Origin of the sequence: Holdemania filiformis DSM 12042, assembly GCF_000157995.1 — a bacterium.
Classification (GTDB): Bacteria; Bacillota_I; Bacilli_A; order Erysipelotrichales; family Erysipelotrichaceae; genus Holdemania; species Holdemania filiformis.
In genome coordinates this window covers 33,515-53,979 of record NZ_GG657557.1, presented here as the reverse complement: position 1 = coordinate 53,979, position 20,465 = coordinate 33,515, and the positions used below count along the sequence as shown (strand labels likewise).

Sequence of the window (20,465 nt, the reverse complement as noted above, 5' to 3'; positions counted from 1 at the left end):
AATGTCTGAAATATGGCATCGAACCGCTGATCACGCTGTCGCATTATGAGATACCGCTGCATCTGTGCCGGACTTATGACGGCTTCCGCAGCCGGAAAACGATCGATTTTTTCCTCCGCTATGCGGATACGGTGCTTCGCCGTTATCATGACCGGGTGAAATACTGGCTGACCTTTAACGAGATCAATGTCACGCTGATCTCACCGCTATTGGGCGCGGGCGTGATGACGCCCAAGGATCAGCTGAGCGCGCAGGACCGCTTTCAGACGGCGCATCACCAGCTGGTTGCCAGTGCCAGAGCAACCGCCTTGGCGAAGCAGATCTGTCCTGAGATTCAGATCGGATGCATGGCGGCCTCCGCGCCGCGGTATCCGATGACCTGCGATCCGCAGGATATGATCGCGATGATGACCAGTCAGCAGGAGCTGGACTATTTTATCCATGTGCATTGTACCGGCGAATATCCGTATTACGCAAAACGCCTGTGGCGGGAAAATAACGTCTGTCTGGAAATTACAGAGGAAGACCGGCAGGCACTGAAGCAGACTGTCGATTTCATATCCTTCAGCTATTATTCAAGCAAGGTCGTCGCGGCGGATGAAAGCCGCTATACAATGGCCAACGGCAACATCATGCGGGGGTTAAAGAATCCTTATGTCCCGGTCTCGGATTACGATTATCCGATCGATCCGGAGGGGCTGCGCTACATTCTGAACTATTTGTATGCGCATTTCCACAAGCCGCTGTTTGTCGCGGAAAATGGATTGGGAGCCAGGGACGTGCTGATTGCGGATGATCACGGCGGATTTACAGTTAAGGATCAGGCCCGGATCGACTTTTACCGCGGACATATTCAGGCGATGGCCCGGGCGATTGACGACGGCGTTGAGGTGTTCGGATACACTTCCTGGGGACCGATCGATTGTGTCAGCGCGGCATCGGCAGAAATGACGAAGCGGTATGGCTTCGTCTATGTCGACCGCAATCAGGATGGATCGGGGACCTTACAGCGCTGGAAAAAACAAAGCTTTGACTGGATCGGAAAGGTCTATCGAAGCAACGGCGCTGATCTGGATTAACCTGCTTATTAAAACAGGAACTGTCTGAAACACGGCAGTTCTTTTTCATTCGATTATAGCTGTCAAAGACGTCTGGTTTATTCTATAATAAAAGTAGAAAAGGACCGCGGTTCGGCGATCTGACTGATCTGCCGGATAATTTGGAAAAAGGAGGAATGGGAAATGAAGAAAAACAAAGCTCTGCGCATTGCCGCCTGTTTGTATATTCTGATTGTGGCCGGGCTCTCGCTTGCGGATGTTTTCCTGACGTTAAGAATCCGCGAAGTTTTCGGCGGCGCGGCGTTGGTGATGCTGCTGCTGACCTTTTTCTCCAAGGTTCCGCTGAATACGATGGGAGCGTTGCCGATGAAGCGGGCGCAGGATCAGGCTGTCGATCAAGCCCGGAATTCGTGGATTTCCCTGAAGGCGTTTGTTGTGATCACGCTGCCGCTGGCACTCGCTTATTGTTCTCTCTTTATTTAAGGACTTCGCGTCCTTTTTATTATTTCTGTTTTTTTGCGCTCAGTGCTTAATAAGCAAGTATACTAATTCATCATATTCGAGAAAAATGGGGAAAACAAGCGGAAAACATAGAAAAAGGGCAGTTCTGAATTCATGCCCTCAACAATTTAATTATACTCCAAAAAAATTTTAAAAAACAGACTGTTTCCTTCTTTTATATCTTGTATTATATAGGTGTAGAAAGAGATGAGGATCAAGCAGAAAGATCCCATGATCTCTAAAGGAGGTTCTCATGAAGAAGGTACTTCTCGAATATTAAGCCGTTCCCTTCTTTGTTACCAGAACAGGGAGAGGGAACTGAATCTAAAATTTCAGAAAACAAAGAATCAAAAATAGAAAGTGAGTCTGGAGAGGACAGACCAATGGGCAGAGAAAAGTAAGTTTTTCATAACTTGAATTTCAGAAAGAAGTGATGAGCTGAATTTTGAAGAGTAAAGAAGTGGAAGAATTCAAAGCTGTTTCTATGAAAAAGAATTGTAGATTCTGAAAGTAAACGTGATTTCACTTTAAGATCATGTCCGATGTCCTAGGAAAGAACTTAGAGTTTATAGAAACATAGAAGAAGACAAAGAGAATGGCGATCAGGCTGTTCTCTTTTTTTGCCAAAACCTTTTGGTTTCCGCAGGCGGGAGGGCTATAATGAAGGCAAAAGGGAGGATTTATTTATGTTTGACATTATCCTACGTCAAGGCTTGATTCTGGATGGCACCGCGGCACCGGGAAAGGTAGCGGATCTGGGAATTGTGGGTGATCAGATTACCGCGATCGGCGATTTAAGCGGAGAATCCGCAAAGCAGGAGATCGATGCCCGGGGGAAAGTCGTGACCCCGGGATTCATTGATCCGCATTCACATTCCGATTTGTCCGTTTTGTTCGAGCCGTCAATGACCAATTATCTGATGCAGGGCGTAACGACGGTCGTCGGCGGCAACTGCGGTCATTCTTACGGACCAGTCGGGGACGAGTTGTACCGCAGCGCGATCATTGATCCGAAGGTTGCGTTTCAAGCCGATCCGTCCTATTTTACGATGACGGCGCTGCTTTTGCCAAAAGAGAAAGCCGTTAAGGCGTTAAAAGAACAGTATGGAATCGACATGGACTGGCATTCGTTTAAGGAGTATCTGGATAAGTGCGATCAGCAGCCGTTAGACGGCAATATCGCCTCGCTGGCAGGCTACAGCGCGATCCGCGGAACGGTTATGGGCATGGATTGCTGCCGGGCGGCCACGGAAGAAGAAATCGTGAAGATGGAAGAACTGACGCGGCAGTGTCTGGAAGACGGTGCGTTCGGCTTATCGACAGGCACCGATCCGCAATATGTGCCGGGACCATTCGCCAGCTTTGATGAAACGGTTCGGATGTTAAAAATCGTAAAGGAATACGACGGGATATTCGCTTCGCATACGCGGAATTACGACGCGGAAGGCAAACCGGACCGGATGGGCGGTTATCAGGATATGCTGAAACAGGCAATGGCCGCGGGCGTGCGGGCCAACGTATCGCATGTTCATACACTGGGAATGGGCGTCGATGAACAATCCAACGCGGAAGCGGCGCGGAAGACGCTGGCCTATTTTGAAGAAATGGAAAAACAGGGCTGCGACCTGAGCTATGACGTGATTCCTTCGCCTTACAGCATGGATATGACTGTACCGTATTTTGCGACCTTCCTGCGGCCCTTCGTCTTGATGTGCGGCAGCCGTCAGCATCTTGCCGAGAGCTTCAAGGTTCCAGATTTCCGCAAGATGGTGCATGCGGTGATCGACGCGGGACTGTATCCGCTGCTCGATGAAAAGAATCTGATGATGAGCATGTATCCGATTCTGACGATCTCGCGTCATCAAAATCCGGCGCATCTTGGGAAAAATCTGTATGCCTACGCGACGGAGCTGAAAAAAGATCCGCTTGATCTGGTCATGGATCTGTTTGCCGAGGATTGCGACATGGGCGCGGATATGGCGATGCCCAGTGCGGTCGAATCTAACGATATTCTCTGTACTCACCGCATGGCCATGCCATGCTCTGACGGATTCACCGGCGATAAATCAATGAACTTCGGCTTGAATGAGGATATTCAGATGACGCCGAATCCGATGAATTACAGTTTTATCATCCGCTATCTGACGCGCTATCAGAACCAGATCGCATTGGAAGAATTGATTCATAACGTCACGATGAAGCCGGCGGTCCGCTTCGGCATCGAGAAACGCGGTTCGCTGCAGGTTGGAAATTATGCGGATATCGTCGTCTTCGACCGGGAGGCCCTGCACAGCTATGACCGTGATGCCAACATGTCCCAGTATCCGAAAGGGATTGATTATGTCCTGGTCAACGGCGTTGTGACGATCGATCACAAGCGTCATACCCAGGCTGCCGCGGGAAGAATGCTGCGGAAAAACCAGCAATAAAGGGCGGCGATCATCGCTGCCCTCAACAATCTAATTATATTCCATAAAGAATATAATATAGAAGTTGTTCTTTTGAGGAGAAAATTGATTTTATGCAGACTATTAAAAAGATATTTTTAATATTAACACTATTTTTCTTAGTGTCATGTAGTTTGAATAAATATGATGTTGATGGGCCAATGATTGTTAATGGCGATGGATTTGGTCTGGAAGATTATAAAGTGGAAGAATGCAGATTGAAAGGGAATCGATATGTTTATGTTATTTCACAAAAAACAGAGACTATCCAAAAAGCAGTTTCTATAACTTTATATATTTATGATTCTAAAGAGGCGGCAGTCCAAAATATGCTTGATTTATTAGAGAAGACAGCTGAGTTTAAAAGAAAATCAAATTGTGTTGATTGTATTTATTTGCCTCATGAGATGACGGAATCAGAAATTAGATCCTATTTTCCTTTAGACAATATGGATTTATGGCAATGTGAGGAAGTTTATAATCTATTTGATACTATATATATAAGACAGAATAATAAACTCGTGAGATTATTCTCAGATCCATCGACAATATTTACACAACCAGATGAAGAAACAATTAAGGCCGTTCATCAGATACTTAATTATGAGTTTGAAAAGGAGTAGTGCAAAACGGTCTTCAGCAGAGTATAAGCCAGGCTTTGATTGAACGACTGATTCTTAGAATCAATGTGGATAAAGTATAGTTGTTCAAAGACGAGAAAGGGATAGACGGTCACTTCTGTGTGTTTGAAAAAATGATAGACAATATCGCGATAAGTCCGCCACAGATTCATAGTTACGGCGATTGATCACAAGTGCCATAACTAAGCCGCTGCGGGAAGAATGCTGCAGTTTACAATTTGATTATTTTTAATAGTTGAAGGGATAGGCAGGATGGCTGACAAATTAACAAAAAAAGTTCTAACCCGTGTTGCTTTGTGTCTAATTATTCCTACCTTCTTAGGCATCGTTATTTATTTTGATTATTCACATTTTGTAAATCAGTTCCAGGTATTACAATTGGATTTTAAAGGTTATTCTAAAGAGTCAAATATTCTTTTGAAAATAAATGATTTAAGTATAATTCATGGAATTCAATATATCTATCAAAAGAGTGATCCGATAGAGTCTTTTGACGACATGTTCATCATTGAAATATCAAAGAAGCCAAAGTTTATTTCTTATGTTTTAAGGGATATTGGGCATGTTCTGTTGTGGCAAGAACAAGAGGAATATGAAATTCAAGGCGTTAGAATAAAGTTTGTGATTGAACTCTATGACTCTAGTAGTTCAGACTCAAAAGATTATTATTTGCGTTATAAAAATGAGTTTCAAATTGGCAATCTCTATTATTCCTTGCATTTTGCTTATCCTTACAGCGGAGATCTCGATGGAAATCAGCTGCCTGAAGAAGCCATTGATCATCTCAAAGAACTTTCTATGCAAAGAATTTCAAAATTGCTTCAGGAAGATTAAAATTAGTCTTATTATATTATCTTCGAAGTGTGTATTTCATTGAAATCACAAGGCGGAGTGATAGATGACGTTTTTCACTCCCAACATTTTAATTATACTCTAAAAATTTTTGAAAAAACAGACTGTTTCCTTCTTGGATATCTTGTATTATATAGATAAAGAAAGAGATGAGGATCAATATAAAGATCCAACGATCTCACAGGAGGTTCTCATGAAACAGGTGCTGCTCGAATTTTAAGCCGTTTCCTTCTTCGTTACCAGAACGGGGAGAGGAAACTGAAAAGAAAACGATGACTTTGAATCAATAATAGAAAGTGAGTCTGGAGAGGGCATACCAATGGACAAGGATAACGGAGAGTTTATTCAATAATTTAAGTCTTTGGTTTTTATTCCATAGTCAATGAAGAATGAAGCGAGGCTTCCAATCGAAAGACGAAGTTTCGATTGATAAAGCTTTATTCTTAACCGAGGGTGTAAAAATAAGAGAAAAAAGACGAAGAATTCCAAAATGGGGAAACGCTTCGTCTTTTATTTCATTCGGGAACAGCACAGTTTTTAGCTGCAGAGTAGTAAGAAAAGAGGAAATTAACGATGAAGAAAATAATAGCTTTTATTGTCATAAGTCTATTGCTTTGCGGCTGTGCCTCTGACAAAAAGTCCAGCCTGGGCGCACAGATCAGCCGCAGTCCGAAGATCCGGTCGATTACGGAAGCGGAATTGGAAAGTCTGGCGGATACTGAAGAAAACTATTTCATATTGTTTTGTGCGGGAAAGGATGTTACCTGTCAGGCAATTATTGAAGATACCCAAAAGCTGAAACTGAGTCAGCCGGCCGCTTACTATTTCTTTGATCTTCAAGATTCCATCGCTGCCTGTTCTACGCAGGATGCAAAGGCAGCCGAGCAGGCGATTCAGGATTTCCTGGCGTTTTTGGATCGTTATGCGATCACAAAAATCCCAACCGTTCATTATTACAAAGGCGCGAAGTTCATAAAATCGCATAACATTGAAGAACGTGAGAACTCTGCTGTTTTGACGGAAGCCGAGGAACAAGCTCGGATTGAAGAATTTAGGAACTGGATGAACAGCGTGGAATAGTGATCAGGAATAAAGAAAACACAGACTTTTAGAGCCTGCGCTTTTTTTTGTGTCGGAAGTTTTTACATTGAGTTTACTGATCGTCCTCTGGATCAGAAAGCAGGGTTTTGAGCTCTTTCAGCGGGCGGTGAGGTTCAAGATTTTCCCGTTCCTGTTTGCGATGTTGATGACGAAGCTGCTGAACCTGGGCTTCCAGCTCGCGTGAGCTGAGGCGCATCGCGCCCTGCCCCATGATGATCAGCTGTTCCATCCCGTCGGAGGTTGCGACGGTAACCTCAAATTCGTCGGCGAGCTGATGTGTGGCTTTTTCGATGTAGGAATCGGCCGTCTGCGAGGTTTTCGTGTAGACGACATACAGGTTATGCAGCTTCTGAATTGAGCCGGGATTATCCTTGACCTGATACGCGTCGAAGACCAGAATCAAAATTCCGGTGCGGGTTCCCTGGAAGCTGGAAAGCAGCTGGATCAGCTGATCGCGGGCTGCGGACAGATCTTCCTGAGCCAGCGGAACAAGCTCACTCCACGAATGAATCATATTGTAGCCATCAACTAACAGACATTTCGTCTTGGGCTTCTGCCGCTGGATTTCAATATGTTCCGGTATTTCCGTGCGCTTGACCGGCGCGCGTACCGCCACTTTTTCCTTTGGCTTGTGCGTACGTTCCATGACGCGTTTCAGCTCGGCGTCGTCGACGGTATAGCGGTTATGATGATAGCCGGAATCGATCGTCTCGGTTTTCTGCGAGTGCCATTGAGCTTCGATATGCATGTGTTCCTCAACTTCGTCGTAGCGCACAAGAAATCCTGCGCCATGGCTGCAGAAAACGGAATCCGCAGGGAAGTCGAGATCGCCGTCGCAGTCGTAGCCGATCGCTTCGATCAGTGCCTGTTGATCGGCGCAGGGCTGATAACCTTGAAACGTACAGACCAATCGGCCTAAACCATGCGTGTAAGCGGTCAGCTCTGTCTGATAATTTCGCATTTTGGAAACCGGAGCCGTGCCTTCCAGAACTACGGTGTCTGTTTGATTCTGCGTGATCGACGACTGCGCCTGCATTCGTTCCAGATCGAACAGTGCACGGCTCAGCTGACCGGCGGGCAGCTCCATGCGGAACTGATAGACCGGCTCCAGCAGCTGGCAGGTTGTCCTGCGCAGACCCTGGCGCAGCGCCCGGAGCGTGGCCTGACGGAAGTCGCCGCCTTCCGTATGCTTGACATGTGCTTTCCCGGCGATCAGCGTGATTTTGATATCGGTGATCGGCGAACCGGTTAATACGCCGGGAACTTCGATTTCATCCAGACAGTTCAGCACCATTTTCTGCCACGGCAGCGCTAACCAATCGACCGGGCAGTCGGAAGTCACCTGCACCCCGGAGCCGGGCGGCAGCGGTTCAAGCAACAGGTGCACCTCAGCGTAATGACGCAGCGGCTCGTAATGACCGACGCCTTCCACCGGCGCGCAGATCGTTTCCTTGTAATTGATTTTTCCCTCGTCGAACTCCACGTCCAGGTGAAACCGGCTGGCGATCAGCTGTTTCAAGATCTCAATCTGGACGCTGCCCATGATCTGAATGCGGATTTCCTGAGTCGGCGCATGAAATTGCAGATGCAGCTGGGGATCTTCTTCCTCTAACTGCTTGAGCTGACGGTATAACGCGAACGGATCGCAGCCTGCCGGCGGGATCAGGCTGTAACTCAGACAGGCGGAAAGCACTGGCGTCCGAACGGGTTGCTCAAACCCCAGTCCGTCGTGAATGCCGAGCTTCATCGGCCCTTTCAGGCAACAAACCTGACCGGCCGGAACTTCGTTGACCATGGTGAACTGCTCGCCGGAGTACAGCCGCAGCTGATCGACCTTTTCGCCGTTGTCCAGTACCTGTTTGGCTTTTAAAACGCCGCCGGTGATTTTAACGTGCGTTAAACGCGTGCCCTGGCGGTCGCGGGAAACTTTATAAACCCGGGCCCCAAAGGTTTCCGGATAACGTTTCATTGCGGTGTAGGCGTCCAGTCCGTCCAACAGCGCTTCCACGCCGTCCGCTTTCAGCGCAGAACCGAAATAACAGGGAAACAGCGAGCGGTCCGCAATGGCGCTCTGGATCTGGGAAGGGGTCAGCGTCCCCTGCTCAAGATAGCTTTCCAGCAGGTCGTCGCGCTGCATCGCGATGTTTTCCATCTGCGTGTCCACCTGCGTAAAGTCGATAATCCGCGGATCAAGCTGAGTTTGCAGCGAAGTCATCAGCGTGGCCGCGTCATCGTAGGCAATATCCATCTTGTTGACGAAGACAAACGCCGGAACATGATAAGTTTCCAGCAGCTTCCAGATCGTATGCGTATGCGCCTGCACGCCGTCGATGCCGCTGATCAGCACGATCGCGTAGTCCAGTACCTGCAGCGTGCGTTCCATTTCCGCACTGAAGTCGATGTGGCCGGGTGTGTCCAGCAGTGTGAATTCAGTTTGCTTCCACGGGAACATCGCCTGCTTTAAAAAGATCGTAATACCCCGGCTGCGCTCCTGATCGTCGTAATCGAGGAAAGTATCCTGATGATCGACGCGGCCGCGCTTCCGGATTTGATTGGATTGATAAAGAAGACTTTCCGACAAGGTTGTCTTGCCGGCGTCGACATGCGCCAGCGCGCCTAAAATAATCTGTTTCATAGAAAAATTGTATGCGACTTTCTTCATTTGTTCAAGTCTTTTACCAGCGATTCCTGTTGCTTCCGCCGCCAAAGAAAGTTTGGACGCTAAGATCCGCGGTTCCCGGATTTCATTTTTAGCGCCGGGGCGGTCCATGTCTTAGGCAGGCAGATTAAAATCAGCGGATAGAATTCCAGTCTTCCCGCCAACATGATCAGGCAAAGCGTCAGCTTGGCAAACGGGGAAAAGGCCGCATAGCTGCCCAGCGGTCCTACGGCGTTCAGACCGGTTCCGGAATTGTTCATGCAGGTGAGCACGGCGCTGCCAGAGGTTTCCAGATCTAAACCGCAGGCGGCTAATAAAATCCAGCCGCAGAGAAAGAACGACAGATAAATGAGGATAAAGGTCAGGGTGCGCTGAATCGTGACTTCCGAAACAGGGCGGTGATCCAACGTTATCGTTTTGACGATCTGCGGCTGGCGGCTGCGGTGCAGCTCCCGTTTCATCGTTTTTCCCGCCAGGAGGACCCGCCCGATTTTCAGACCGCCGCCGCTGGAACCGGTGCAGGCGCCGAACATTGTGATCAAGGGCAGAAGCAGCCGGCAAAGCGATGGCCAGCGATTGAAATCCGCACTTGCGAAACCGGTCGTGCTGACGGCGCTGGCGGTTTGGAAAAACGCCAGGCCCAAGGCGTTGACTAATGCTTTTCCATCCAGGATCAGACTGCCGGCGATCATCAGCCAGAAAAGCAGGAACAATCCGGCATACCAGCGAAATTCTTCGTTTTTTAAGGCTTGTGCTGTCCGGCCTGTGACAAACAGCCAGACCAGCTTCAGATTAACGCCGAAGATCAACATGAAAACGGCGATGATCGATTCGATGACGGGGGAGTGGAAGGCGGCGACGCCAAGCGTGCGGGTTGAAAAACCACCGGTACCCGCCGTCGCCAACGCATGGCAGAGACTCTCCCACAGCGGCATCCCGGCGAGCCTTAAGAGAAGGCTTCGACGAGGATCAGCGCGCCGTAGACGCCGCACAAAACCGCGGCGCTTTGACGGAAGCGGGGAAATAATTTCTCCGCGGCCGGACTGGCCTCGGCTTCCGCCAGATTCATCGTGCTGCCTTGCGAAGCGGGGATCAACATGATCATAAACACAACGAAGCCTACCCCGCCGATTCCTTGCGTTAACGCCCGCCATAACAAAAGCGAACGCGGCAGGGCCTCGACCTCAGGCAAGATCGTAGCCCCGGTCGTCGTATAGCCGGAAATGATTTCAAAGACGGCGTCGATCGGTGCGATCTGTCCGGTCAGAAGCAGCGGCAGCGCCCCGCTGAGCGATAAGATCAGCCAACAAAGTCCGATACTGAGCAGACCCTCGCGGGCGGTTATGACCACTTCGCCCCGGCCCCGCCGAAACAACAGGCCTCCAAGCAGAGCGCAGCCCAGCACCGGAATCAGAAATACGCTGATTTGTTCCCCTGAAATCGCAGCGAAGATCAGCGGGAGGCTCATCGCCGCCGCGGATCCGAGCAACGATGCGCCGGTGATTTGCCCGGCTAACTTCCAGTTCATGCTCGCCGTGGCGGATTCTCAAGCAGATCCGCCAGCCGCCGCACATGGCCCGCCGGAGCTAACACGATGATGAAGTCGCCCTGACGCAGCTGATCCTGGCCGCCGGGGATGATCATCCGCGCATGCCGCAGAATGGCGGCGATTAATATGTTTTTCTTTAACGGCAAGTTCTGCAGGGGCGCCGCGATTATCCTTTGGGCATCCGGCCCGATTTCAAATTCAAGCGCTTCGATCTGCCCGCCAGCTAACGCATGCAGCGTGACGATCGGATTTTCATCCCGGCTGTCCACTGAGCGGACATAGCCGAGAATCTGTTCCGTCGCCAGATCCTTGGGCATGACCGTGCGGATGCGCGCTTCCTGCAGGATCGGCAGATAGGAATGCGTGTTCTGACGGCAGAAGACTAATCCGAGGCCCCGGCTTCTTCCGTACAGCGCGAGCATGGCGTTGATTTCGTCGCTGCCGGTCACGGCCATCACCGCGTCCATCGCGTCAAAGTTTAAGGTTTGTAAAAACGGATGATTGGTAGCGTCACCCTGGCAAACGTCTACTTTTTCAAACCAGGCGCTGATCAGCGCGCAGCGGGCCGGATCTTTTTCAACCAGCGTGATCTGAATCGGCTGACCTGCCAGCTGCTGGCAAAGGGATAAACCAAGATCGCCGCCGCCCAGAATCAGAAGCTGCCGGATTCCGGCCGTCTGCAGCTTCAGCCGGCTGAAGAAAGCCAGAGCTTCGGAACGCGAAGCCATCAGCGTTAAATGATCCCGGGCTTGGACGATGAAATCCCCGCGCGGAATTGAAGCTTGCGTATCCCGCAGGCATAAGCTGAACAGGTACCGGCCTGGATAGGTTTTGCGAATGGCGATCAAGCTCTTTCCGATCAATGGCGAATCCGGCTGAACCTCGAATTCCATCAGCTCTACCCGTCCGGCAGAAAAGCTGTCGACGCTGACTGAGGCGGGAAATTCAAGAATCCGGACAAGCTCCCGGGCCGCCAGCTCGTCGGGATTGAGCGATAAGGACAGCTTCAGATCGCGGCTGAGCAGTGACAACGATTTCAGCGCCGTTGATTCCTGAAGCCGGATCAGCGCGATCCGGCAGCCTAAATGGCGGGCCATTAACGCACTGAGCATGTTGGCTTTTTCATCGCGCGTCACGGCGATGAACAGGTAAGCTTGCGCGGCGCCGGCTTCTTGTAAGACGTCAAGATCCATACCGGATCCCTGCAGGCACAGAACATCGAGCTGGCGGCTGACGCGTTGGCAGACTTCGGGATCGGCGTCGATAACGGTGACGTTATGCCCTTCTTTCATCAACGTGCGGGCCAGATGATAGCCGACGTTGCCGCAGCCGGAAATAATGATATTCATAAGCGTTCCTCCTGATTGATCGGAGGACTTCCCGCTTCGGACAAGCTGGCGGGCAGTCCGTGAGGCCGTTCTTTTCTTTATTATAGCATGCGGGCCTGTTCCCTTACCGGACTGTTTCAGAAAGCGGGGAAATGAAAGTGGTAGAAAAGGGATGGAAATGGAAGCGGGCAGGGACATCCCTTTAAGAAACAGAAAAAAAACCCGGAAAATTCCGGGCTTCATAGACAAAGAGATCCAACGCTATAAGCAGCGGTCCAGAATCTCCAGTACTTCTTCGATCTTCGCTTCGGCGTCTTCCGGTTGGCCATGCATCGCGTCCTTCACGCAGCCGTGAATGTGGGCGCTTAAAATCTCCTGATTGACCTTTGCCAGAATCGCCGAGGCGGCCTGGATCTGGTTGGAGATGTCAATGCAGTAGCGGTCATCCTCGACCATCCGGATTACGCCGTCGATCTGTCCCCGCGCCGTTTTTAACAGCTGCAGGGTGCGGGCGGCGTCGGCTTTCATTTACGCAACGGAAACGACTTCGTATCCCGCGTCGGTAACGGCCTGGATCAGCGCGCTGTCTTCCACCGGCTGGCTGCAGGTAACGACCGCTTTCTTTTCTTCCAGCGTGACCTCTGCTTTTTCGACGCCGGCGACGGCGTTGAGCGCGGCTTCGACACGGGCCTTGCAATGTGCGCAGGCCATTCCATTTACGATCATAGTTTTTGTCATGTTCTTTTCTCCTTTATTTTTCAATTCAATATGCTGGACGGCAACCTGCGCGGCAGGTGCCGAAGAAGACTCTGGGAGTCCGGCCGGGCGCGGACTGGAGAACAATTTCAGCCGCAGCGCGTTGGAAACAACGCTGACGGAGCTTAAGCTCATCGCCGCCGCGCCGAACATCGGATTCAGCTTCCAGCCTAACAGCGGAATGAACACGCCGGCGGCCAGCGGAATCCCGATGCTGTTGTAGATCAAAGCCCAGAACAGATTCTGCTTGATGTTGCGCAGGACAGCTTTGGACAGCTTGACCGCCGTGACGGCATCCCACAGATCGCTTTTCATCAAAACGATATCGGCGGATTCAATCGCCACATCCGTTCCCGCGCCTATCGCGATGCCGACGTCCGCCTGGGCCAGCGCCGGGGCGTCGTTGATACCGTCGCCGATCATGGCGACCTTGCGGCCTTCGGCCTGAACCTGACTGACGACCCGCTGCTTATCGGATGGCAGGACCTCGGCGATGACGTTGTCGATCCCCGCCTGGGCGGCGATCGCCTGGGCTACCTGCGGGTTGTCGCCGGTCAGCAGGATGACGTCGATCCCCATCCGCTCGAACTCAGCGACTGCGGCGCGGCTGGTCGGCTTGATCGTATCGGCGACGGCGATCATTCCCAGAACCACTCCGCTCTGGGCGATGAACAGCGGCGTGCGGCCCTGCGAGGCAGCGTTGTGATGCAGCTGTTCGATCTGCTCGTCAGCCAGTCCCATCGCCTGCATCATTCTGAGATTGCCGGCGGCGGTTGGCTGCCCGTCGATCAACGCCCGGACACCCTGGCCGGCGATGTTCTCGAATTGATCAACGGATTGGATCTTGGCATTTTGTTTCTGACCATAGCGCACGATCGCTTCCGCCAGCGGATGCTCGGACACCGCTTCCAAGGAAACGGCGGCGTCCAGCAGCGCGGCTTCACTCGCGCCCAGAACTGTGACCTCGGTGACTTCCGGCTTGCCGGTCGTGACCGTGCCGGTTTTATCCAGAATGACGGTTTGTAACGAATGCGCTGTTTCCAGCGCTTCGCCGGATTTGATCAGAATACCGTTCTCCGCCCCCTTGCCGGTGCCGACCATGATCGCGGTCGGCGTTGCCAGACCCAGCGCGCACGGACAGGAAATGACCAGGACGGCGATTCCGATCGATACCGCGAAGCTGATCGATTCACCCAGAAGCAGCCAGATGACGGCCGCCGCCAGGGCGATCGTGATTACAACGGGAACGAAGACGCCGCTGACCTTGTCGGCCAGCTTAGCGATCGGGGCTTTGGAGGCTGACGCTTCCTCCACCAGCCGGATGATCTGCGAGAGCGTGGTGTCCTCGCCGACCAGCGTCGCTTCCATTTCCACCGCGCCGCTTTTGTTAACGGTTGCGCCGATGATTTTTTCGCCGACGGTGCGTTCGACCGGAATGCTTTCACCGGTGATCGCCGATTCGTCAAAGGCCGCACTGCCCTGCACGATCACGCCGTCGACCGGCACGCTCTGTCCCGGCTTGACGCGGAGGCGGTCGCCCGGGCGGACGTCCTCGACGGGAATTTCCACGAACTCTTCGCCGCGGCGGACCCAGGCTGTTTTTGGCGCCAGATCCATCAGCTTGGCGATCGCTTCCGAGGTTTTGCCCTTGGAGCGGGTTTCCAGATATTTGCCCAGCGTGATCAAGGTCAGAATCATCGCCGAAGTCTCAAAGTACATGTCCATCGCCCAGTTGTGAACCTTGACCATATCGTGCGCGCCCAGTCCCATGCCGATTTCATACAGCGCGATCACACCGTAGACAATCGCGGCGGCGGAACCGATGGCGATCAGCGAATCCATGTTCGGCGAGCGGCGGAACAGGTTCTTGAAACCGTTGGTAAAGTAGTGGCTGTTGACGATCACGATCGGCAGACACAACAGAAACTGCGTCAGCGCAAAGTTCATCGTGTTTTCATGACCGAGGAAAAACGCCGGAAGCGGCCAGCCCATCATGTGGCCCATCGACAGATAGAACAGCGGAAGCATGAAGACGACGGAGACGATGAGGTGGGTCTTCATCGTTTTGATCTGCTTCTCCATCGGATTTTCCGCGGCTGACGCTTTGGAAGCCGCCGCAGGGGCGCCGTGCTCCTCGGCATGATAGCCGGCCTGTTCGACAGCCTGCAGGATCTTATCGCTGGTCAGCTGATTTTCATCGAAGCTGACGGTCATCTTGTTCGCCAACAGATTGACGTCGCATTGTTCAATGCCGTCCAGCTTGCGCACGCCCCGCTCGATCGCAGCGCTGCAGGCGGAGCAGCTCATGCCTGTAACATCATAAGTTTTCTTCATTTCATCACCTCGAATACCCCACCCCTAGGGGGTGTCTGAAAATAGGATAACGCACATCGCTTTTTCTGTCAATCGCGATGCTTTTTTAGATTTGACCGCTTCGGCTTCTTGTCCTTTATATAGGATAAACCGGCCGGGTCAAATCATACCCGGCTGGACTGGAAAAATGAAAAAGGACGGGTTACCGTCCTTGAAACGGAAGCAGAAGCGCTTCAGGGGATTTCCGCGGGCGCGGAGCGGGGTGTTCGGCCGGATAGCCCAGCGCGATCGCGGAGACCAGCTGCAGCTGGGGATAGCCGGCATAGGCGCAGATCTGTTTTTCGGTATATTCGGTATCGCGGATCCACAGAGCCCCTAAGCCGAGGTTGACAGCTTCCAAGCAAACATGTTCGATCGCGGCGCCGATGGATAACAAATCACCGGGAGTCCACAGCTCGTCCGGCTCTCGGAAGACAAGCATCAAGACCGGGGCATTTTTCATGATCTGGGCGGTGTGCCGTGAACTGTTGACAAATCCGGGCAGTTCTTCATCGTGACTTTCAAACAGCTGAAGCATAATCTCGGCGACCTGATCTTTCCGGCCGTCTTCTAAAATCATAAACTGCCAGGGCTGACGGTTTTTCGCCGACTGACACAGCCGCGCGGCTTCGATCAGTTTTTCCAGCTTGACCTTTTCCACAGGCTTCGTTTCAAATTTGCGAATGCTTCGCCGCTGAGCGATCACTTCTTCTAATTCCATGAGATAAACCTCCTTTTTGGGTTCTATTCCTGAGCTGATTCAAGATTCCGGACCTTGATCTTATTGTAAGGGATTGCGGGAAAAAAATCACGGAATTGAAAGAAAAACAGGGGCGAAAACACTGAAATAGTAAAAATATTAAAAAAATCAGAAAAGTTAGGGGTTTATTTTCAATTTTGCGCAATATTAATAATAGAGGGACGATTATCTAGTTCCAAACTGATTCCTGATCGGCGGAACCCCCTTCAAACCTCCAAATACAAATCGTCCCTCACCTCTTATTTAAAAAAATGAAATCCGCTCCGGATACGCTGAAATAACTGCGCTCGATCAGGATGGCAAAATGGGTAAAGCCCCGATTGTTCGTTTTATCATTTGGATCAGACCGCCGAAATCAAAACCAACTTATTCAGCTCAAGGGGCGCTGTCCTTGCCGCTCGCTCGGGGGGAAAAGAAAAACCGGGATTATTCCCGGCGTTTGACAATATTCAGCTGGTACAATTCGGGATGCAGATACAATTCGTCGAAGTCGAAGATCTTCCCGTTTTTCATATAAACCGTGTTCGCAATCTTGATGATCGGCATCTTGGGATCGCAGCGCAGAATTTCCGCAATGTATTCAGGCGGGAAAATCGCCGAGATGTTCTGATAGTCGCAGTCGATGTCATAGCCGTTTTTTTCGGCATAATCGTATTTTGAGGATTCCAGGATTTTGATCGACATGTCGGGATGCAGATCAACGGCCATGTAGGTGCGTTCAAACATGATCGGCACGTCGTCGGCCATCCGCGTCCGCTCGATGTAATAAATCCGATCCTCCGGACGAATGCCGAGAATCCGCGCGACGGTCTTGCCGGCGGTGGTGACGGAAAAGGTGTTGACGATGGAGGTCGGCACTTTTCCCATGTCCCGCATATCGTCGCTGAAGCTTTTGATCAGCGGAGTGCGTTGGATGACGTTGGGCTTGGCGACAAACGAACCGCTGCCCTGGTTGCGGTAAATGTAGCCCTTGGCCGTCAGATTGCCCAGGGCCTGGCGGACGGTTACGCGCGAGACGCCGTATTCCTTCGACAGCTCTGCTTCGGTGGGAAGCAGATCGTCCGTGACGTATACGCCGCTGTTGATCTTATCGATCAGGTCGTTTTCAATTTGTTTATAACGCGGGATCCGCGTTTGCTTTGAGCTTGCCATGAATTTCACCTTCTGGTGGAATCATAGCATATTTGTATTATTATGACAAGAAAGAAAGGGGTTTAAAATAATACAAGTTGCGAAAAAGTGACATTTATTGTCAATAAATTACAAAATTTATATTGATAAATTATGATATTGATAATACAATGATTACGGAGATAAACCTTGAGGGGTTTATGAGAAATAGGGAGGAAAAACATTATGTCTTTAATTCAGGCACTACTGATAGGCGTATTCGCTTATCTCGGCCGAAACCAGGTACCGTGGCTGTTTGGCACGACTGGCGGATTCTACTGTGTCGGCAGACCGTTGGTAGCAGGCGCTATCGTCGGTTTGATTCTGGGGGACGTCACCACCGGCGTATTGTGCGGCGTGGCGGTTCAGGCAATGTATCTGGGCCAGATCGTCGCAGGCGGCGCAATGCCGTCTGACGTGAACTACGCGGCGTTCATCGGTATTCCGTTAGCGATGGTTGCGGGCGGCGGCGCGGAAGCGGCGATCGCGTTAGCCATTCCGTTAGGCGCGTTAGGCACCGCAATGCATAACTTCACGATGACCGTCAACTCGTACTGGGTTCACCAGGGCGACAAATGTGCGGAACAGGGGAATGTTTCGGGAATCGCCCGCAACAATCTGTGCGGTACAATTCTGCATTTAGTTGAACGCGTCAGCGTCGTGACGATCGCCTGCTACTTCGGCGCTCCGGCTGCGGAAGCGATTCTGCATGCGCTGCCGCCGATTGTCTTACAGTTCCTGCAGGTTGGCGGAAAGATGCTTCCGGCGCTGGGCTTCGCACTGCTGTTGAAGCAGATCGTCGCTGAAAAGTGGATGATCGTGCTGTTCTTAATGGGTTGGATCATCACCCAGGCGACCGGCATGACGACGACGGCGCTGACCATCATGGCGATTGGCGTTGCGCTGCTGTTCGTTATGGCCAAATATAACGGCGCCGGCAACGCGGCTGCCGCGGATGAAGGAGGAGATTACGATGAGTAAGAAACTGGACCGCAAGGACGTTAAGAACGCCGCCTGGACGTGGATGTTCTTCCACCACTGCGCACAGAACTTTGAACGTATGCAGGGTTTAGCCTTCTGTCATACGATGTCGAAACCTCTGGAAAAGTTATACGGCGATGATCCGGAGGAACTGAAAGCGGCGCTGACCCGCCACATGCAGTTCTTCAATACGGAACCGCAGTTGGGCAGCGTTATTCCGGGCATCACGATCGCTCTGGAAGAAGCGCGGGCCAATGGCGGTGAAGTCGATGCGGAACTGATCATGGGCACCAAGAACGCCCTGATGGGACCGTTTGCCGGCATCGGCGATTCGATCTTAATGGGAACCTACAGCCCGATCCTGCTTTCAATCGCGATCGGTTTGTCCGCCGGCGGTTCGCCGATCGGCGCGATCTTCTTTGTGATCGCCTGGCTGGGCACCGTCATTCCGTTAAAATACTTCATGTTCATGAAGGGCTATGATTTAGGCATGGATGCCGTCAAGCTGTTGATGAACAAGGAAATCAAAGACAAGATTACGACTGCGCTGACGATGGTTGGTCTGATCGTTATCGGCGGCGTCGCTTCGACGACCGTGGCCGCCCCGATCAAGTTTGTCTTCACAGCGGGAGAAATGACCGTTTCGATTCAGGAAATCCTGAACAAGATCATGCCGACGCTGGTCCCGATGTTAGTCACCGTGGGCTGCTGGCTGCTGGCGGACAAAAAGGGCTGGAGCGGCAATAAGCTGATCCTGGGCATCCTGGGTCTGGCCGCTGTCATGGTTCTGTTAGGCATTATGTAATTCACAACAGTCAGGCGTTGACAGCGCCTGTCTGTTTCATCAGAAAATGAGCCTTCATTCTCTGATGAAACAGAAATGAGCGTAAACAATAACGATAAAGGGAGGAAGAAGACGCATGGATTATAAAATTCTTTGGACGGATATGCACAGCAACATTCACCATGAACAGATGAACGAACTGCCGCAATGGTTTGACCAGGTACAGAAGATGATGGATTTCTGGCCGATTGCCTATTATCCTTATACAATGCGTAAGGATGAAACAGGGCTGGGCGTGGAAGACCGTTATCCGCTGGACGTGATTGAAAAAGACTGGGAAGCGCTGCGCGAGTTTACGGAGAAAGTCAACGCCGCCGGATTCCCGATGTTTATGGGCTACGAGTGGCAGGGCGCCGGCCAGGACGGCGATCACAATGTTTTCTGCAAGGACAACCGGCAGAAGATGGAATATCCGCTGCGCTATGCGGATCTGGTTAAAGCGTATGCGGGTAAGGACGTGATCGGGATTCCGCATCATCTGGCTTATCAGCTGGAAAATCGCGGCAAGAACTGGGCGACGCATAACGAAACCTTCTCGCCGTTTGTGGAAATCTATTCTTCCCACGGCAGCAGTGAAAACGACAATGGCCCGATTGAAATGACGCGCCATGTTCACATGGGACCGCGGACAGGCGAAACCTGTGTTGAGCGGGGCTGGGAAGACGGCTATAAATTCGGCGTCATCGCTTCGGGCGACAACCATTCCGCCCCTTGCGTTTACGGTTTTGGCTACATGGCCTGCTTAGCTGAGGACAACACGAAGGAAGCGATCTGGGATGCGATGCAGAAGCGCCATACCTACGGCGTATCGAAGGATCGGATCGAGATCCGGATGCAGGTCGACGGCAAGCTGATGGGCGATGTCATCGAACCGAACCCGGAAGCGAAACTGACGCTGGACGTGATCGGCAGCGACGCGATCGACCGGATTGAAGTCATCGAAGATAATCAGGTTGTGGAGATGATTCCGCATACCTCCACCTGGGAGCGCAAGCCGCTGGGCGAGACGATCCGTTTCAAATTTAAAGTGGAATTCGGCTGGGGCCCGGACCGCCGGATTTTCCCGGACATCGCTTCGCGTTCATGGAAAGGCGCGCTGGAAGTTCCGGGCGGAAAACTCCTCAGCATTGAAAAGTGCTGGAGCAACTTCGGACAGGATCTGCACGACGTGACGGACAACCGCTGCGAATTTGATCTGACAACGTACAAGACAACCGCCACGGGCAAGTGGATGGGACCGTCGGCCGTTACGACGGAAGGCTTTATCTTTGAAGTGGAAGCCGATCGGGAAGGCACGGTGCTGCTGAGCGTCGACGGCGTTGAATATCCGCTGGCGGTCAAAGATCTGTTGAAGACCTCACGGGTTGTAGAGCTGGAAGAGGAAGCACGCCAGCTGGTGAAAGACCGCTTTAACTTCACAGACTATTACCGGACTGACCCGTGGTGGCATAACGCGTATAAATTCA

General features: G+C 51.6%; 17 protein-coding genes. 9 read left to right on the top strand and 8 right to left on the bottom strand.

Annotated elements, in window-relative coordinates; all coding sequences use genetic code 11:
* From HOLDEFILI_RS09175 to HOLDEFILI_RS09150, 6 genes are all read left to right on the top strand, one after another.
* On the top strand, positions 1-1,079 hold a 1,079-nt coding region (locus HOLDEFILI_RS09175; protein ID WP_006059349.1), incomplete at its 5' end, for a glycoside hydrolase family 1 protein.
* A 162-nt stretch (positions 1,080-1,241) separates the two neighbouring features.
* Positions 1,242-1,541, top strand: a complete 300-nt coding sequence (locus tag HOLDEFILI_RS09170; protein WP_006059348.1) for a hypothetical protein — start codon at positions 1,242-1,244, stop codon at positions 1,539-1,541.
* Positions 1,542-2,245: 704 nt separating this feature from the next.
* Entirely contained in the window at positions 2,246-3,988 is a 1,743-nt protein-coding gene (locus HOLDEFILI_RS09165) for an N-acyl-D-amino-acid deacylase family protein (RefSeq protein WP_006059345.1), read from the top strand.
* Between the two features lie 92 nt (positions 3,989-4,080).
* Positions 4,081-4,629 (top strand): hypothetical protein, encoded by a 549-nt coding sequence (locus HOLDEFILI_RS09160; RefSeq protein WP_006059344.1) that lies wholly within the window; start codon positions 4,081-4,083, stop codon positions 4,627-4,629.
* A 270-nt stretch (positions 4,630-4,899) separates the two neighbouring features.
* Positions 4,900-5,481, top strand: coding sequence for a hypothetical protein (locus tag HOLDEFILI_RS09155; RefSeq protein WP_006059343.1), 582 nt, complete (start codon positions 4,900-4,902; stop codon positions 5,479-5,481).
* Positions 5,482-6,072: 591 nt separating this feature from the next.
* Complete coding sequence (locus tag HOLDEFILI_RS09150) at positions 6,073-6,579, top strand: hypothetical protein (RefSeq protein ID WP_006059339.1); 507 nt, start codon at positions 6,073-6,075, stop codon at positions 6,577-6,579.
* 73 nt (positions 6,580-6,652) lie between these two features.
* Here the strand turns inward: HOLDEFILI_RS09150 and HOLDEFILI_RS09145 are convergent, their stop codons facing one another.
* From HOLDEFILI_RS09145 to HOLDEFILI_RS09115, 8 genes are all read right to left on the bottom strand, one after another.
* The gene (locus HOLDEFILI_RS09145; protein WP_244264317.1) at positions 6,653-9,262 is read right to left on the bottom strand and encodes a translation factor GTPase family protein; all 2,610 of its coding nucleotides are present in this window, start codon (positions 9,260-9,262) and stop codon (positions 6,653-6,655) included.
* A gap of 59 nt (positions 9,263-9,321) precedes the next feature.
* Complete coding sequence (locus HOLDEFILI_RS18415) at positions 9,322-10,194, bottom strand: TrkH family potassium uptake protein (protein ID WP_006059337.1); 873 nt, start codon at positions 10,192-10,194, stop codon at positions 9,322-9,324.
* Positions 10,195-10,205: 11 nt separating this feature from the next.
* Positions 10,206-10,787: a potassium transporter TrkG gene (locus HOLDEFILI_RS18410; RefSeq protein ID WP_006059336.1), complete on the bottom strand. Its 582-nt coding sequence runs from the start codon at positions 10,785-10,787 to the stop codon at positions 10,206-10,208.
* On the bottom strand, positions 10,784-12,157 hold the full coding sequence (gene trkA, locus HOLDEFILI_RS09135) for a Trk system potassium transporter TrkA (RefSeq protein ID WP_039864586.1): 1,374 nt from the start codon (positions 12,155-12,157) through the stop codon (positions 10,784-10,786). Before trkA ends, HOLDEFILI_RS18410 begins: the two co-directional genes overlap by 4 nt.
* A 240-nt stretch (positions 12,158-12,397) precedes the next feature.
* On the bottom strand, positions 12,398-12,664 hold the full coding sequence (locus HOLDEFILI_RS09130; protein WP_006059334.1) for a metal-sensing transcriptional repressor: 267 nt from the start codon (positions 12,662-12,664) through the stop codon (positions 12,398-12,400).
* Entirely contained in the window at positions 12,665-15,226 is a 2,562-nt protein-coding gene (locus HOLDEFILI_RS09125) for a heavy metal translocating P-type ATPase (protein WP_006059333.1), read from the bottom strand. It abuts the gene before it with no gap.
* A gap of 181 nt (positions 15,227-15,407) precedes the next feature.
* Positions 15,408-15,965, bottom strand: coding sequence for a nitroreductase family protein (locus tag HOLDEFILI_RS09120; RefSeq protein ID WP_006059332.1), 558 nt, complete (start codon positions 15,963-15,965; stop codon positions 15,408-15,410).
* A 465-nt stretch (positions 15,966-16,430) separates the two neighbouring features.
* Positions 16,431-17,156: a GntR family transcriptional regulator gene (locus HOLDEFILI_RS09115; protein WP_006059331.1), complete on the bottom strand. Its 726-nt coding sequence runs from the start codon at positions 17,154-17,156 to the stop codon at positions 16,431-16,433.
* A gap of 204 nt (positions 17,157-17,360) precedes the next feature.
* Here HOLDEFILI_RS09115 and HOLDEFILI_RS09110 point away from each other — a divergent pair, with 204 nt between their 5' ends.
* From HOLDEFILI_RS09110 to HOLDEFILI_RS09100, 3 genes are all read left to right on the top strand, one after another.
* Entirely contained in the window at positions 17,361-18,155 is a 795-nt protein-coding gene (locus tag HOLDEFILI_RS09110; protein WP_006059329.1) for a PTS mannose/fructose/sorbose/N-acetylgalactosamine transporter subunit IIC, read from the top strand.
* Positions 18,148-18,960, top strand: a complete 813-nt coding sequence (locus HOLDEFILI_RS09105; RefSeq protein WP_208854963.1) for a PTS system mannose/fructose/sorbose family transporter subunit IID — start codon at positions 18,148-18,150, stop codon at positions 18,958-18,960. Before HOLDEFILI_RS09110 ends, HOLDEFILI_RS09105 begins: the two co-directional genes overlap by 8 nt.
* Positions 18,961-19,075: 115 nt before the next feature.
* Positions 19,076-20,465 (top strand): DUF3604 domain-containing protein (locus tag HOLDEFILI_RS09100; protein ID WP_006059326.1); only part of this gene is annotated, 1,390 nt, incomplete at its 3' end.